15 protein-coding genes and 1 pseudogene are annotated in these 14,979 nt (G+C 50.8%); 6 read left to right on the plus strand and 10 right to left on the minus strand.

What is annotated here, in order from left to right; all coding sequences use genetic code 11:
• The first annotated feature begins 349 nt into the window (after nt 1-349).
• Complete coding sequence (locus BW974_RS23110) at nt 350-637, plus strand: ubiquitin-like small modifier protein 1 (RefSeq protein ID WP_076433417.1); 288 nt, start codon at nt 350-352, stop codon at nt 635-637.
• Between the two features lie 117 nt (nt 638-754).
• On the opposite strand, the gene BW974_RS23115 is transcribed toward BW974_RS23110, so the two are convergent.
• The 3 genes and pseudogenes from BW974_RS23115 to BW974_RS23125 all read right to left on the minus strand — a co-directional run bounded on the left by BW974_RS23115 (nt 755) and on the right by BW974_RS23125 (nt 4,028).
• Nucleotides 755-2,062 (minus strand): acetamidase/formamidase family protein, encoded by a 1,308-nt coding sequence (locus tag BW974_RS23115; RefSeq protein WP_076433419.1) that lies wholly within the window; start codon nt 2,060-2,062, stop codon nt 755-757.
• Nucleotides 2,063-2,122: 60 nt separating this feature from the next.
• Nucleotides 2,123-3,775 (minus strand): annotated as a pseudogene (locus BW974_RS23120) (type B DNA-directed DNA polymerase); the annotation flags it as partial.
• Nucleotides 3,776-3,779: 4 nt separating this feature from the next.
• Entirely contained in the window at nt 3,780-4,028 is a 249-nt protein-coding gene (locus BW974_RS23125) for a DUF8156 family protein (protein ID WP_076433421.1), read from the minus strand.
• A gap of 804 nt (nt 4,029-4,832) precedes the next feature.
• Here BW974_RS23125 and BW974_RS23130 point away from each other — a divergent pair.
• Entirely contained in the window at nt 4,833-5,183 is a 351-nt protein-coding gene (locus tag BW974_RS23130) for a HalOD1 output domain-containing protein (RefSeq protein WP_076433422.1), read from the plus strand.
• A 98-nt stretch (nt 5,184-5,281) separates the two neighbouring features.
• On the plus strand, nt 5,282-5,569 hold the full coding sequence (locus BW974_RS23135; protein WP_076433424.1) for a hypothetical protein: 288 nt from the start codon (nt 5,282-5,284) through the stop codon (nt 5,567-5,569).
• On the opposite strand, the gene BW974_RS26065 is transcribed toward BW974_RS23135, so the two are convergent.
• Nucleotides 5,566-5,793 carry a hypothetical protein gene (locus BW974_RS26065; protein WP_175609801.1) on the minus strand — a complete coding sequence of 76 codons (228 nt, stop codon included), beginning with the start codon at nt 5,791-5,793 and terminating at the stop codon, nt 5,566-5,568. The genes BW974_RS23135 and BW974_RS26065 overlap by 4 nt on opposite strands.
• Nucleotides 5,794-6,128: 335 nt before the next feature.
• Here BW974_RS26065 and BW974_RS23145 point away from each other — a divergent pair, with 335 nt between their 5' ends.
• On the plus strand, nt 6,129-6,548 hold the full coding sequence (locus BW974_RS23145; protein ID WP_076433425.1) for a hypothetical protein: 420 nt from the start codon (nt 6,129-6,131) through the stop codon (nt 6,546-6,548).
• Nucleotides 6,549-7,188: 640 nt separating this feature from the next.
• Nucleotides 7,189-8,451 (plus strand): Cdc6/Cdc18 family protein, encoded by a 1,263-nt coding sequence (locus BW974_RS23150; protein WP_084186461.1) that lies wholly within the window; start codon nt 7,189-7,191, stop codon nt 8,449-8,451.
• A gap of 96 nt (nt 8,452-8,547) precedes the next feature.
• Here BW974_RS23150 and BW974_RS23155 read toward each other — a convergent pair whose 3' ends face one another.
• On the minus strand, nt 8,548-8,958 hold the full coding sequence (locus tag BW974_RS23155; protein ID WP_076433427.1) for a helix-turn-helix domain-containing protein: 411 nt from the start codon (nt 8,956-8,958) through the stop codon (nt 8,548-8,550).
• A 119-nt stretch (nt 8,959-9,077) separates the two neighbouring features.
• Between BW974_RS23155 and BW974_RS23160 the strand changes: the two genes are divergently transcribed.
• The gene (locus BW974_RS23160) at nt 9,078-9,656 is read left to right on the plus strand and encodes a DUF8170 family protein (RefSeq protein ID WP_076433429.1); all 579 of its coding nucleotides are present in this window, start codon (nt 9,078-9,080) and stop codon (nt 9,654-9,656) included.
• Here the strand turns inward: BW974_RS23160 and BW974_RS23165 are convergent, their stop codons facing one another.
• The 5 genes from BW974_RS23165 to BW974_RS23195 all read right to left on the minus strand — a co-directional run bounded on the left by BW974_RS23165 (nt 9,657) and on the right by BW974_RS23195 (nt 14,819).
• The gene (locus BW974_RS23165; RefSeq protein ID WP_076433430.1) at nt 9,657-10,061 is read right to left on the minus strand and encodes a DUF7970 domain-containing protein; all 405 of its coding nucleotides are present in this window, start codon (nt 10,059-10,061) and stop codon (nt 9,657-9,659) included.
• Nucleotides 10,058-10,939, minus strand: coding sequence for a ParA family protein (locus tag BW974_RS23170; protein ID WP_076433432.1), 882 nt, complete (start codon nt 10,937-10,939; stop codon nt 10,058-10,060). Before BW974_RS23170 ends, BW974_RS23165 begins: the two co-directional genes overlap by 4 nt.
• 904 nt (nt 10,940-11,843) lie before the next feature.
• Entirely contained in the window at nt 11,844-12,404 is a 561-nt protein-coding gene (locus BW974_RS23185) for a VOC family protein (protein ID WP_084186462.1), read from the minus strand.
• Nucleotides 12,405-12,435: 31 nt separating this feature from the next.
• A complete protein-coding gene (locus BW974_RS23190) occupies nt 12,436-13,218 on the minus strand; it encodes a class I SAM-dependent methyltransferase (protein WP_076433438.1) in 783 nt (260 codons plus the stop codon).
• Between the two features lie 77 nt (nt 13,219-13,295).
• Complete coding sequence (locus tag BW974_RS23195) at nt 13,296-14,819, minus strand: hypothetical protein (protein WP_139329012.1); 1,524 nt, start codon at nt 14,817-14,819, stop codon at nt 13,296-13,298.
• Between the last annotated feature and the right edge of the window lie 160 nt (nt 14,820-14,979).

The following is a 14,979-nucleotide window of genomic DNA, read 5'->3' on the forward strand; positions in this document are numbered from 1 at the left end:
AATGAATTTTAGAGATCGGACCATGTCTTCCTGAAGACCAGATCAGAAAGTTCTTGATGCTGATTTCACTCGGAATACTGTCAATCGCCATCTCAAAGGAGCAATGAAGATATCTGATTGTATATGTTTCGTCCGTTTCCGATGTGGATTTCCGAAATACTGGTTATCGACACAGGTGGTCCAAGACACCAGACTCACCTACCTCATAGAAAGGACAAAAACAAAGGATTAGTTCAGAATCAGTCGAGATGAAAATGATGGCACAGCACCCGAAATACAAGCTACAACAAAAGACATGAAAGATATCTCACTCGCATAGCTTTTCGTACATGGACCTGTAACGTATCGCATGCAAATTACTGTATACGGCCCCCTCAGAAGTGCAACAGGTGAAAAAACCGTATCAGTAGCGTTCGACGGCGGAACCGTCGAAGATGCACTTGGTGTTTTTATCGAGAACTATCCGAGAACGAAATCGCAACTCTATACCAACGACGGACAACTCCGGATCAGTGCCCGAATTTCCGTAGATGGGGAGCGAGTGAATCTGGACGATGAATGTCCAGCTGATGCAGAGCTGACAGTATTCCCTGCCGTACAGGGTGGAACCGATAAAAACTCCAGTGGACTTGAGTGAGCAGTAGGTATCTGTGTAGAGGGACGGTATGAGCAAACCCGTAATACCTCTCAGCAGACAAGCCTGGTTGTATCGGTCAATTGCTGGGACGAATGATAGTTGAATATAGAATGAAGTTCAGAGATCGTACTGTACACGAACGAGATCCGCGAGACCCCGCTCTTCGAGGCGATCCATCGGTGCAAGCATTGTGAGCTGGACGACACCGGGAAGTCGTCCAATTTCGACACCCCCGGTAAAGGTACACCGAGCCCGTACCTCACCTTCAGTCATATTGAGGAGTTTACCTGCGCGTTCGAAAGCATTCTCCGTCGCATCGTTGATTGTCGCCCCGCTGCCGATTATCTGCAGTGGCCCCATCTCATCTATTTCGTCGATATCGTACTCAGTGGCGAGTTGTTTGCCGCGCTCGATTTCCTGCTCCGTGTGCGGCTTGCTAATATGCGGTAGATCTTCCTCGTTTGGCAGGAGAATCGGACCGTCGATATCGAGGTTTTTGATCACTTCGACATCTAACTCAGCACGTCCGCTCACATCGGTGGTGTGGAGCGAAAGTTCACCATCACCCTGGTTGGCATGCATATCGCCGATGTAGACACCGCCTCCATCAATCTTAACGGGGCAGATGAGAACAGCACCTTCACGGACGGCATTAATATCCATGTGGCCGTCGGTTCTTTTGGCGAGTTCTTTCTCGTCGGCGAGTCCCCAGTCGTGGTCAGCTCCAATGAGGAATTGGCCGAAATCACCTGCATTATGAGAATCCGGAATTTCTATCGGTGGCGTCGTTCCAATGTTTCCGATGAACGGACGGAGATGTCCGAGCGTACCCGGCATCTCCGAAGGTTTGTACAGCAAAATCGGGTGTTGGCGGGAATTTTCGGGGAGCGCCATCGCCTCATTCGCCCGATTTGCCAAATCATCAGCGCCACTTTCACCAACGGTCAGCCCAACTGTCTGGTCGTCGTTGAAGGCAACAGTATAGCCATATTCGAATCCAAACGAAGAGGCGTTAGCGCCGCACTCGGCGCACTTTATCGCCTCTTCACCCGTTCCTTCGACGATACTCTGTGGCCACTTTGTCCCACATTCTGGGCATTTGTGGTCGACGAATGGATCGTCGTCGAATGCATCCTCACGCTCACGCATACTGCCGGTGCTCGTCGCAATACTTGTTACCTCAATATCGTTGATTTTTAGTGCGATCGCGTCACCAACGTTTGCATTCTCGACTCGTATTGGCCGGGTTACCTCATGACCACCTTTAAATTCGGGCGTTATCATCGGACCCCAGCAAGCCGGCGGAGTGTGTACTTTGATCGTGCCACCGTCTGTAACGGCGCCAGCCCACTCTTGTTCAGGACCCACGAGGCCAAGCGTATACTGATCGACCGAGAGTTCTTGCTGGATTTCTTTTTGTGCCATGGTAGCTAGGTACGTGATTCGATAACAAATATCTTGAGCAACCATCTAACAGTGTAATCCAATAGACGACGGCGAACTTCGCTGGCGACACTCGATGCCCCGATACTTGTACTCATCCTCACCTGCAACCGTCCCGAAGTACTTCGTTAAGGCACCAGCATCCGAATCGCGCAACGGCACAAACGATATCCAATCGTAGTGGGCTTCATGCTCAAGCCGAATCTCTACCTCCTCGGAAATTTCCGATACAAGCGTAGACAAGGACGTCTGATCCTCCCCTTCGATCGGCGTCACCCACACGCTATCGACGATACCATGGACAATCCGCCATCCATGCTCCTCGAGCATTGCTTTCGTCTCCAACAGAATCTCCCTGGCGTACGCGTTGATTGCTTCGTGGCACTCGATCCGCCCGAACTTCGCATTTGAAAAGCCCTGATAGCCGAAACAGGACACCAAAATCCACTTGATCGCACTCGATTGCCCTTCCAACTCGTCGCGACGATCTTCATCGTCAGTCGCTTGAATCTCGGCTTTGATCACATCCCGATCCTCGATCAACGGCTCAAGCACATCGGGTAGATATCCTCGCTCGTCACAAATCGAATACCCGATGCCCGGCACATCCTCGCGACCGGCATGGCACTCACAGCGAATCTTCTCGGGACTCACGTTCCGTGTGACGATGATATTCGGATACAACGAAGAGAAGTCGAGTTCGTGCACGTCTTCGTGGAGCCCGACGTCCGGCGCAAAGGTGAACCCACCCCGGTCGGCATCGTGCAATTGGCGCATCGTCTTGAACTTCTCGTGTCGCCACGAACGCCATGGAACAAGCACATCCCGCCTTCGTGCTTCCTGAATCTGAATCCCGGTCAGAATATTCCCAATCGAGGACCACGCTAACTCCTGCAGTGGTTTGCCCGATTGCTCGACAAGGTACAGACAGCCGTCGAGGTTGGTCTGATTCCACATGAACGTATTCGAGCCGTCGATGATCACTCGACCAGGGAGATTGTAGCGTGCCGGTGAGTGGCCGACTTGTCCGTAGCTTTCGTATGTTGATTCGCCCGCCAACTGCTGCCACCCTGGACGTCGTCCAAGCTGGAACTCCACACCAAGTCGATTGGCCTGCTGGAAAAGAACGGGAATGAGGTCGCTGGTATTCAAGAACAGAACGTCAGGGTCAATCGACTCAACGCGATCCGACAGTGTGGTTAACACGTCTTCCCCACTCCCGGTTACCGTCTCATCGTCAATCGAGAGTTCGGTAACCCTCTCATTCGCGAGTTCCGTCTCTGGCACAGCAATCTGCATCTGTGAGAGTTCGCGGGTCGGGAGTGGGTCGATCCCCTCTTCGAGACAGTAACGGAACTCCCGCGAGAAATCGACGTTGTAGCAGCGATACTCACCAGGCGAGCCCCACTTGCTCACCATCCTTGCCACTGAATTTACCGCCTTGAGGTCGACCACATCCACTCGGAGTACTTGCTCGAGGTCGTACCGGAAGCTCACGCGTTCATCAACTACGGCAACCCGAACAACGGCAGGATGGTCATGAAGGGCAGTTCGTGCCGTCGAAAAGTCTCCATCGCCATGCACAGAGACGTAGATTGTCGGCGTATACGACTCATCAACTTCACACTCTACCCCCGTCTCGGTCACCGACCACCGGAGTACGTTGCCGTCGGTGTAGTCGATTTTGTACACCATGACCTCATCCCAGACCGTTCAAATCGTCCTTGAGGTGATCAAGCCGTTCTTCCAAATCGTCGAGTTGTCGCTGCTGTTCAATGAGGATCGAGACCAGAATCGGCGTCTCAACGAACAATGGCTTGTGAACTGTACTGGGATCAGTGTGCAGCTGGGCGTACTCGAAGAGGCGATCAAAGACCGCTTGATCAGTCGGTCGAAGTGCTCGTCGATACTCGTCCCACCCCGCCGCAATTTGGTTGTGGTTCAACATTGCACGTAAACACGACCATTGTGACAGCCTTAGGCAAGCCAGGGTCGTTTCCGAATATTCCAATACCAGAAATGTCGATAGGAATCGGTATGAGTGTCGGTTGTGCTGGTCACCACATTGGAGAAAAAACACGCTCTGTCAGATCACTACGTTCGACTGGTCGACTACATCAATAAAAGCCCACTGGAAACTCGAGATATCTCTGAAACTTGATCAAGGTGACTCTCACATTTCGTTCGCAAAATCTCGATGACAGCGGGATAGTGTCGAATGTATTAGTCAATGAGTTTGTAGAGAATTTCACGACTCCTCTAGAACCATCCAAAGGAAGCTATACACGGGCCAATACCGTTTCCGTTGACCGCGTTCTGTACAATTCTTCGATAGGCAGTCACGATCCGAGATACTAGCCAGTGGTCGCAAAATTCAACACGTTCTACCCGTTTCCGATTCCAATTTCCGAAACTCCGGCTCTCGACAGACAAAACATCGAACAACAGAATGTACGTAACTTGTTGAAAAGGTGGTTCAGGAGGGAAAGTCAGCTCTCACAACCAGCCACGACGATACTGTCAGGTGATGGCATCAGAGTATGGCGTCGTACTGGCTTCTGTGAGAGCGTATCTTCACCAACGGTATAGAGAGTAAAATAAGTTCGTCAGACATAGATTGATTTATTATATTATTTTCTAAAAAATGAGACTAGTTTATAACGAACACGATTTCTAGCGATGTTTTCATTCCACCCAGTGAATTCCGCGGTAAGCGGCTGTTACTCAACTATCTGGAAGGCTAAAAGAAAGTATGGCGACGCAAACAACAACCTGGTTCGGCTCCACGACCGACCACTCTAGTCCGAGTCCACCACCTCACTATGCACTGGTCGCCTCCAAGACAATTGACCTCGAATCCTCGAGTTCGGAGCTTGTTACTGGTGTCGTTGAAGCACTCACTGACGTACTCGAGCCAGCTGGTGACCAGACCACGCTCTCGCTGTACGAATACGTGAATCCAGATGCGCTCGAAGAAATCATCGAAGCAAGTGCATCGAAACAGAGCGACGTTGAGGTACGATTCACGATCGAAGACTATCTCGTCGTCGTTCGCAGTAATAACACCGTCCTCATCTACAAACCACTCGAAGCCAGTCAATAGATGAGAAGTCTCGACCCGAACCGCCGCAGCGGTTCTCTCACGCTAAGCATGATATGGCGAGAAATGTTATCCCGTCTCATGTCATTGGCCCACACACAATGATTGACAAAGTAGAGGAGGAAGTAGAGATGCTCAACCGGCATCTAGAGGTTTTCCAGCGGGTTGATGACAGCGAACCGATCGGGATTGTGAAAATGTCGGATGAGCTGGGCTATGCCCATCACGAAATCCGCTATTCACTTCGACTGCTCGAAGAGGAAAACCTGATTGACCCAACGCAAGAAGGTGCGATTACAACTGACGAGACAGGCCCGTTCATTGAGACCCTTGATGAGCAGATCGACGATGTCACAACGAGACTCAGTGCAATGAATATGAGCGACTAGTGATCAGTGAGTCGGAGTTTTTCCTCGACTTCGTACAGATGGCCCTTGTTGTACAATCGTTCGATGATATCTTCGGCAGTAGGCCGCTCGAGATCTTCTTCCTCCTTCAAAATCGTATAGGCGTGGTTATATGTAAGTTCGCCCTCATCCGGGAGTCTCCTTGCGAGTGCATCGAGTGCCTCTTGCGCAAGTGGGGTGAGGGGGGATTTTCCATTTGGAACCATGCGTACTCTCAAATTTAACCACCTCACAGGTAAACCCTCGGTCGGGGTTGATTCGTGCCACTAGTTAGTTCATTGTGATAAGGGGAATGAGCACGCGATATGAGGGAGGATGGGTTTTGGGATGAACACAAGGCCCCCACATCACTTACTGGGATACGCTCACTGCATTCCATTCTTTGGACGCCATGGATAAAGACTTCAGCCAACCAGAGTGGAAGTGAAACTGAAGACACGGGAAAAGGTTACGCCCCTAACGTTTCTCACCAACAACGCCGAGTCGAGAGCGCATCCGCCAAGGCGAACGCTCTTGGGTTAGTATATAATACTAACCACCAATGCCCAACACAATCAAACGGTCTGGCGATGGGCTTGCTCTCCAAGTCACAAAACCTGCCCGAGCCGCTGGACTCGTTGAAGAGACTGAGGATGAGAACATCCATCTTGCCAATATCCGCGTGATTGCATTCGACGGTCTCCTTCTTGTCGTCGACCTTGACCGCATCAATAACGAGAACATCGTCGAACTCGCCACGTCAGCTGCTTTAGACACCGTCTCGATTCATCGAGTCGCAAACGCATCACTTCAAATCGCAGGCAATGGGTATCAGGTGCAACTCCCCGGTGCTGCAGATGCAGGATTCCACGTCGGTGATCGAGCGCCCTGCACATCAGCGCCGAATCTACTCGTGATTGCAGCCGAAAAATCGACACGAGTGGCAGCTGATATCGCGGCGATTCGGCGTGAGCAAGTTTGAAACCTGTAGAAAGACTCGGTGTGCCGTTCGTCCAAATCCGAACAGGAGTGTCTTTCGCAAACAAAATCCAGCCGTGGGGACTACTCGGATGTCGAAAGCGGCCCATCACGATGGTCACTTACAGCATCAACCACCACGCCACTATCCTCTAACTATCAGTGAAAGTGAGACGTTCCAACACAGGCGTACACCCCTCGTTTTCAGTGAAAACCGAAATCAATCCTACCTTCGCTGAGAGTAGACGGAAGCATTAGTTAGACCCCTCGTTTTCAGTGAAAGCGGAACCAAAACTGCAGTTACAACTACTTCACTAACTAGACTAGAATAGTAAGTAAGTAGTTATGGGTACCGGCAATTATAACGGCAAGTAATAGAGAGGAAATCCTATCGCACTCTTCGTGTTTTCAGTGAAAATACGGTGTCTGACAATCACACTATATCCGTCCTTTTAAGTAAAACCCATCGACAAAGAAAGAGCGGTAGCTCATTTCCATACTTTCACTGAAAACGAGGGGTGTCTCCCGTCATCCATCGATTACCGTATATCCCCATTTGAACCTCTTGAGCCTTGTTCCGAACCTTTCACTGAAAACGAGGGGCGGTAGAACTAAGATGCTCCTTCAAGAAGAGTTGTGATAACGTGCCAAACGATCCAATTCCTACGCCGGATCCCGAGGATATCGCTGACGATCCGCTTACCCAGCGCAATGACTCTATCTTCGCACGCCGGGAGCTACTCCGAATCGGGCACGTTCCCGACAGCGATCGCATTGTCGGTCGTGATGGAGAAATCAAGGATATAGAAGAATTGCTCCGACCAGGCGTCTTCGGCGATCCGCCGGGAAATGCGATCGTCTATGGTAAAACAGGATCCGGTAAATCACTCGTCTCTCGACACGTTACTGGACGTGCCCGAGCAATTGCTCAAAACAACGATATCTCCCTCATTTCCGCCTATATCGATTGTGACCAAGCAAACACCATTACTCGAGTTGCACGATCTCTCTCACAACAAGCCGAATACCAGTCTACTCGCTCGCTAGATATTCCAGATAAGGGGATTGGCTCGAGCGAGTACATGGACTATCTCTATACGCTCCTTGAGGATGCTGATGTCCTTATCGCCATTATCGACGAAATTGACAAGCTAGGTGACGATGAAATTCTATTTAAACTCTCAAGAGCGGAAGAGAGTGGTAAAACGGATTGTTATATCGGTGTCATCGCTATCAGTAATAAGATTGAGTACTACGAGAACCTCGATGAGAGGGTGAAGTCAAGCTTCCAGGACGATGAACTCGTTTTCCATCCGTATGATGCCAGGCAAATCCGTGAAATACTGAATAAACGCCGCGATGCATTCCAACCGGATGTTCTCGACGATGGAGTTATCCCACGCGTTGCAGCGCTTGCTGCGCGTGAACACGGTGATGCGCGGAAAGCAATTGAAATTCTCTCAAGTGCGGGTAAGCTGGCTGCTCGGAATGGTGATTCGAGTGTATCGGAAGACCATGTCGATGCGGCACAGGATTATGCAGAAATGTCGCGATTCCAGGAGCTGATTCGTGGGTCAACTCCACACTCGAAATACGTCTTGTTTGCACTTGCGTACCTACAGAAGTCATCGCTGAAACAGGCCTTTAGCACAGGAGAAATCTATCGCGTGTATGAGGACGTGTGTAAAAGTGAGGGGACGGATCCACTCAGTCACCAACGAGTGCTGGAGTTACTAAAGGAATGGGCGTTTAGCGATGTTACGGAAAACCGGCATACTGGTGGTGGAAAAAGCGAGGGGAGCTATCGAGAACACTCACTCTTACGCGACTCTGATATGGTTCTCGACACTGTGTTTGAAGAGCCGAAAACGAAGCAGAATATCGTATCCGATCTTCAAGACGGCTAACTTTTTGCCCGTAACTACTGCTTTCAGGTACTTTTCAGTCACACAATTTTTGGCTACAATGCGTCGCTACAGCTTCGAAAACTCACTAGGAGTAGGTCAGCGCTCAGGGCGAGGTGCAGCCTGATACCGCTCGATCGTATCAGACTTCTCTACGCGAGCATATACCGTCTGCAACGTTTCTTCGGCACGTAGCAACCCGTGTTCGCCGAGAAACGCTCGTCCCTCATCACTGAGTCCGTAGAACTTGTATGGGAGATCATTCTGCCGTTGCTCGTCAGCGAGAAACACCTCTTCGACGATCCCCACATCAACGAGTTGCTGGAGGTGCTGACGGATCGTCGTCTGGCTCTTGCTTGGATTCACATAATCCAGTTCTTTCAGCGTTGGAAGCTGTGATGGGTGTCCGAGGATGTCCTGGATGAGCGAGAACCGCGTTTCTTGGGTGACAACGTTCAACCGTTTTCGAACGTTGTCGAGGTTGGATGACGTGTGGCCAGACGTACTCATACCACTTTCTTCGAGTAGTGCGTGCAAAAGCGTTTCGCCGAAATACGAATCGGCTCATTACGATGCAGTTCCTGATGAAGTCGATGCATTGATACTCAGCGATTGTGAGTACGAAGACAATGAGTACGGAGGAACCGACTATCGAGGAATTTGCAGAGAAAGCCGAGGAGTATCTGCACGATACTTCACTCACTCCGCAGGAATATGAAGACCTCAAACATAGTGTTGCAGAGCTCTCGCCGATTTTCACAAACGAGTCTTCCTACTTCGTTCTCGGTAGCTACGGTCGCCCGGAGATATACCGGCTTCAGTTGGTTAAGGATCGTCTCAACCGACGGAGCGATACCTACGCATTTCTCATGGTGGATATCCGGAGTGAATGGGTCAACACCTATGTCAAATTCCGACTTCTAGCGGACTATACCGACTACATTGTCGGTATCACCGAGCACGACCGTGGTGGTTTTCTTGTCGAACAGGGATACTTCACTGCTCTGGAGTCCTACTTCACGAAGACGCGAGTTTTCAAGCGCGAATATTCCACTCTGGATTCCGATACAGTCGATACGAACGTCGATTCCGAGAAGCCATACAGTGGGATGCAGACTGCAATCTTCGACATGCTAAACGATGCAGGCCGCCTGTGTATCTGGCAGACTGAGGACGACCTTTTGGAGTGTGCTGAAGGACTCCCCTAGCTACTGCTCTTCGTCGATACCACGTGCGTCAAGGACCAACCGTGCCATCTTTTCGGGATTGTCCGCCGCTAACCGAACCATTGCATCGTGAACCTCACGACTCTCGTGATTCCGAACGCCTGCGTCTCGCAACTCTCGCGTCATCTCGAGATCACGTGCATCTTCGAACTCCTGCCACGACTCTTCGCGTGCGTAGATACTCCGTCGCAGGTCTGGGGAAAACTCGAATGCAGGCGTTTTTCGTGGATCTTCTGGCTCTTCCGATGTCTGAGATTCGTACGAGTCGTACGATTCGCTCGATGTTTGCGATTCGCCAGAATTGCTCGAATCGGACGAACTGTCCGAAGTTGGTGTCTTCTCTGCTTCCTCGTTGATTGCGTTTTCAAGATCGTCAAATGCCGTCATTCGTGTACCACCTCCCCTCGCTCAACGATTTGAGCGAGTTCATCGTAGGCTTCGAGTTGGTCGCAGGTCTCATCGTAATCTCGAAGTGGAACACCTTCATCGTGTGCACGGTCGATCGCCGCTCGGTGACGAATCCCGGGCAAATTCCCGTTTTGCTTTCCGTTGTCAATCGCGTCCCACTCATCATCGGTTACTCGTGCATAGTTCGGCACGAGCCTTGATACACCATCACGGCTGTTGATCTCCTTGAGGAGCGACCGGTCACGGGTATCTTGGTCGATACGATCTTGTAAGTCCGTGGGTGTGATCGCGAGGATGTTTAACTCAAAGTACTGCCGTGCTTCTTGTACGAGCCGTTGAACAGTGCTGGAGAGCCCGCTTTCGTATCCGCTCTCCGCACGAAGGGGGATGATAATGTTCCCTGTTGCGTACATGGCGTTGTCGTTCAACTTTCCGCGATTTGCAGGACAGTCGACTACAATGTACTCGTACTCGTCCCCAAGCAACGGACTGATGAGATTCTCCTTGAGTCGTGTCGTTCCCATCGTCGCTTCCTTTAGGCCACTCTGCACGTCTTCGAGCTGTACGTGGGCGGGGAAAATATCGAGCCCGTGGCTTACTGTTTGAATGTATTGCGTTGGGTCCTCACCGTTGATGAGAACGGCTTCGGCGTGATTCTCTTCGGCACTATACTGATCCGCGAATCCGAGATTCTGACTCATGTGGCCGTTGTCGTCAAGATCGACAACGAGAGCTGAGCCGTTTCGATGAGCTAACTCACGAGCAAGGTTAATCGCCGTCGTTGTCTTTCCGAACCCGCCTTTGAGCACGCCGACAGAAACGGCGCGCGGTTCTCCGCTGTTGTGTTCTTCTGCCATGATTGATCCTCTTGTACACTACGAACTTTACGAATCGTAAGAATCGCAGACATCCTCCGAATCTCGAAGTTCGTAAACTTCGTGAGTGCCTCTGCCCCAATCATTTTATCGTGAATGTATAAACATTACGTGCGAACTGTGCGAATCGTACGCATCGTAAAAATCGAGCGAATCGCAAACATCGTACGAATTCCATAGTACGAGGCTTTCTATCGATTGCTTAGAGGATAAGAAACAAAGCTAACCGAGCGAATTCTACGGTTCGAACGAATCGTGAACATCCTGAGAATCTTGAACTTCGTAAATATCGGTGGTGGCGAGACTCCAATCAACTCTCCGAATTCTCTGATCGTCGTGTGCGAACTGTACGAATCGTACAATTCGTACGAATCGCAAACGTCGGACGAGTTTCAGTACAAAACCTTCTGTCGTCGGTTCAGAGACCGAGAAACACAGCTATTCCACCGAAATCCTTGATTGTACGAATCGTAAACATCGCACGAACTTTTAACATCGCAAGCGGCGTTGTACCAAAACTCATTCTAGAAGTGTGGTGATAATGTAGAGGCATCATCCAAAGGGATGCTAGTCCGCGCGAAGTCGCGATAGTTGTGCCATAACAGAGTCCGTCCATATCTCTAGTTCCTGTTGTAGCCACTCTGTGGTTTCTGCGAGTGGTTGAGCGACGTGGAGATATTTGACGCCACCACTGGAGACGATGCGCGGATATCGAGTGACTAAGTCCTGTTCGTATAGCGGTTGCAGTTGCTTCCCAATTGTACTCTGATCGCGGCCGAGAATTTCAGCGATCGTGCTGCGTGGATAATCGAGAACGGTGAGATATACACGGAATGCTGCTTTATGAACTCTACAGACCGTGGCCATTGTCTCCGTGAGTTCCAACTCAGTCTGAATGATCGGGTCTGGATGTCCACGAGGGTGCGGGCCCGTACAGCTGCTCGTTGGTATCGTCAGCGTAGGGCATTTTTTCAGGTGCTTCAAGAAGTTCGAGATACAGTCCCCACTCCACTCGACAATAGATGTAGGTCAAGCCCGCCGTTGGTCCATCCTCGTTTGTTTGTGGCCCGTCAAGCATCGTAACGTCATCCCGGTCAGCCAACTCATGGATTGCCACATCGAGATCGTCGACGTGGAGCGCAAGATGCATCGCTCCAATGTCGGAATTCTTCGGAGGTGTTTCGTCTTGGTCGGGCGCGTCCCACTCAAAGAGTTCAAGATTCAGTGTTGGCCCACAGCGCAACATCGCAAGGGAGGCAGTCGCATCTGGATGCACATCGAGTCGGCGCTCCATCGAATCTCCGTCTGGATCACCAAACGGCCCCTTTCGGTACAGCACGTCGCAGTCGATGGCATCAACAAAGAACTCAACGGCTTGGTCGAGATCAGGAACGGTTAGCCCAATATGGTGGACGTTTTGTGCCGTCAATGGATGGTTAGTACCCATATCGTAGGGTTCAGACGGCAGCGACAAGAGGTTACTTTTCGAGGAGAACGATACCATCTCCCAGTGAATTAACTGGTTCTGCTAAGAGGACGTCGAACCCAACGCTATGAGCGTGGTCAACAAGCCAATCTCTACTAATTAGGTATTCATCGTCACGAGTGCGGACATTGTCACCAGCCTCTAACTCGTGGTCGCGCGAGAACTCGCCAACCTCTTGTGCGTGTTCGATAGCGGCTGAATTGATCCCGTCAAGCGCGGACCAGAACGTAGACGCAAACGCCTCAACGCCTCGATGTGCCCATCGGGTTTGAATCTCGCGAGCGGCAGCCGTATCACGCGCGTTATTCTTCAAGAATGTCTCTGCGATGCAGATATGACCACCTTCAGGAAGGGCCGTATAGCACTCTTCAAGAAAGTCTACTTTCTGTTGGAGTGGATCGGGGATATGGTGGAAGGAGTATAGCAGCACCACCATTTCGGGGAGTGTGGTGACGGTTTTTACGTACTCGGTCATGTCGGCTGTTTCAAACGTGAGGTTTGAAAGTCCGAGTTTGTCGGCGTTCGTCCGCGAGACCTCGACGACAGTTTCTCGGTTATCAATGCCAAGTACCTCAGTTGCTGGCGTTTCTTCAGTGAGTCGGATAGCGGTCTGCCCTGTCCCAGATCCCATCTCTACAATTCGATTAGGAGCCGCATGTGAGACCAGCTCTACAACGTTATCCTGCAATGCTAAATAGTACGATGTCTGGCCGAGGTATTTCTCGAACGTTTCGTCAGTGGTGTAGAAGCTCGGCGTACTGTCGTAGTCACCCATCGATCTGCCCTCGCAGTTTGGAGCCGAACTGTTTCAGGACAAGCATAGTAATCATCGATCGCATTGTTGAATGCAATCTATTCTACTGGAGTATAACAGATTCGGTAGCCGGGATAATCGGGTGCGCGAATTGTGTAGAGGTAACCGGTGTAGTCCTCTCCATGGATCGGCGCTAACTCGGGGCGCTCGTCGGCCGCAAAGTAGTCTGGCGTGTTCGAAACGGAGTCCCAGAGGTCGTCGTCTTCCCCGATAAACTGCTGGCAGTTAACACCAACGTGATCAACTTTATCGACAATACCGAACTGGAGGTCGCCAACACCATGGGTATAGCGCGTAAGAGAGATGCTTTGAGTCTCCGACGAATAATGGGCTAACTCGTTCGGCCACGTGAGTCGATAATAAATTGTAAGGCTCTCACCTGGTGGGAGCGGCTGTGGAAACAGGAATTCTATTTTCTGTTCAAATGACGGCTGTTGATCGGTGAGCGTATTGATTTCCAACCGCTGGCCATCACGATCATTCAAATGCGCGATGGGATCCATGTCCTCGAACCGAATTTTGTTCTCGCCGCTCTCTTTGTGAACCACAGCATTTGTTGGGTTTGTCCCGACGTTCTCGATCGTCACCCAGCGGAAGCTGTTCCACTCGTTGGCTGGCCGGTCCAGAAAGTCAATCCGCTTCAACTGCCGATAGAAGTGGGAGTGATCGATCAACTGTGGGTCGTCGTTTTCTAAGCTCCATGACGTTGAGATTCGGTCGCGGCGCAATCGAAGCACTGCTTCATCTACGCTGTCAGTTGAGGCGTACGTCCCGCTTTGCTCAGTTACAACTCGATTTGCGACGATTTCCGTAACTTGGTGCAGAAGATTCGCGTGCTGTAGGCCTTTCTCTGTCAGAATGAGATGGTCGTCTTCACATCGGAGTGCATTGTGGTCGGTAAAGCGGTCGATAATCTGCCGAATTTGGCGGTTTGACGTTGTTTTCCCCATCGTTTGGAGGCGATTTTCGACGTCACGAGTGACCGTCTCGACCTTCGCAGACTGTGACTCACTGCGGTGGCCACCTGGAGCACTCCTCGCGGCCACCGAATCCAATAGGAAAAACGGTGCAACGCTCCGTGAACCGGACAAGGGCACGAGGCATGCCTTAATTTGCGCTTTGTCAGTTGCAGATGTCCAATCAATAGTATCTAACTCAATTCCTAGCTCTTGGAGTGTCTTGACAGCACGGTCGAGAATTTCACTGCCAGTGTCTGTGAGTCGATAGCCGTGGTCAGAGTGCTCGATCAGGGCTACATCAGCAGTTTCGAGCGCTAACGATTGGAAATGGCTTGAAATAGTCGATTGATCTCGATTGATGGCAGCCGCAATCTCTGTTTGAGTTGTTGCGGCACCAGTGTCGATGAGAACGAGTGCGGGGAGCGTTGTTGGAGTGACTGTGCGGAGGATTTTGCCGGCGGTCGTGAGTACGGGTGTTGGCCAATCTCGACCAGGGAGGCGGGAAAGCATGGTGTAGTGGATAGTTATGGATGTAATATAGCCCGACGTAAGCGTTATGGATATAATATTATCTCGTATGGATATAGAATATCCATATCCCAAACACTTAATTCAATATTGGGATGATAGAGGAATGTGATGGGCCACCCCGAAACGGAGAACGATCCCACTCAGATTCTTCCTAGAGTTGGTGGTGGTTCTGACGACCTCGTTGTCAATGCGAGAGATAGAAAACATCAGTCGCAGAGGCTCGCTTTGCATC

The sequence above is a fragment of the Haladaptatus litoreus genome, assembly GCF_900156425.1.
GTDB classification, from domain to species: domain Archaea; phylum Halobacteriota; class Halobacteria; order Halobacteriales; family Haladaptataceae; genus Haladaptatus; species Haladaptatus litoreus.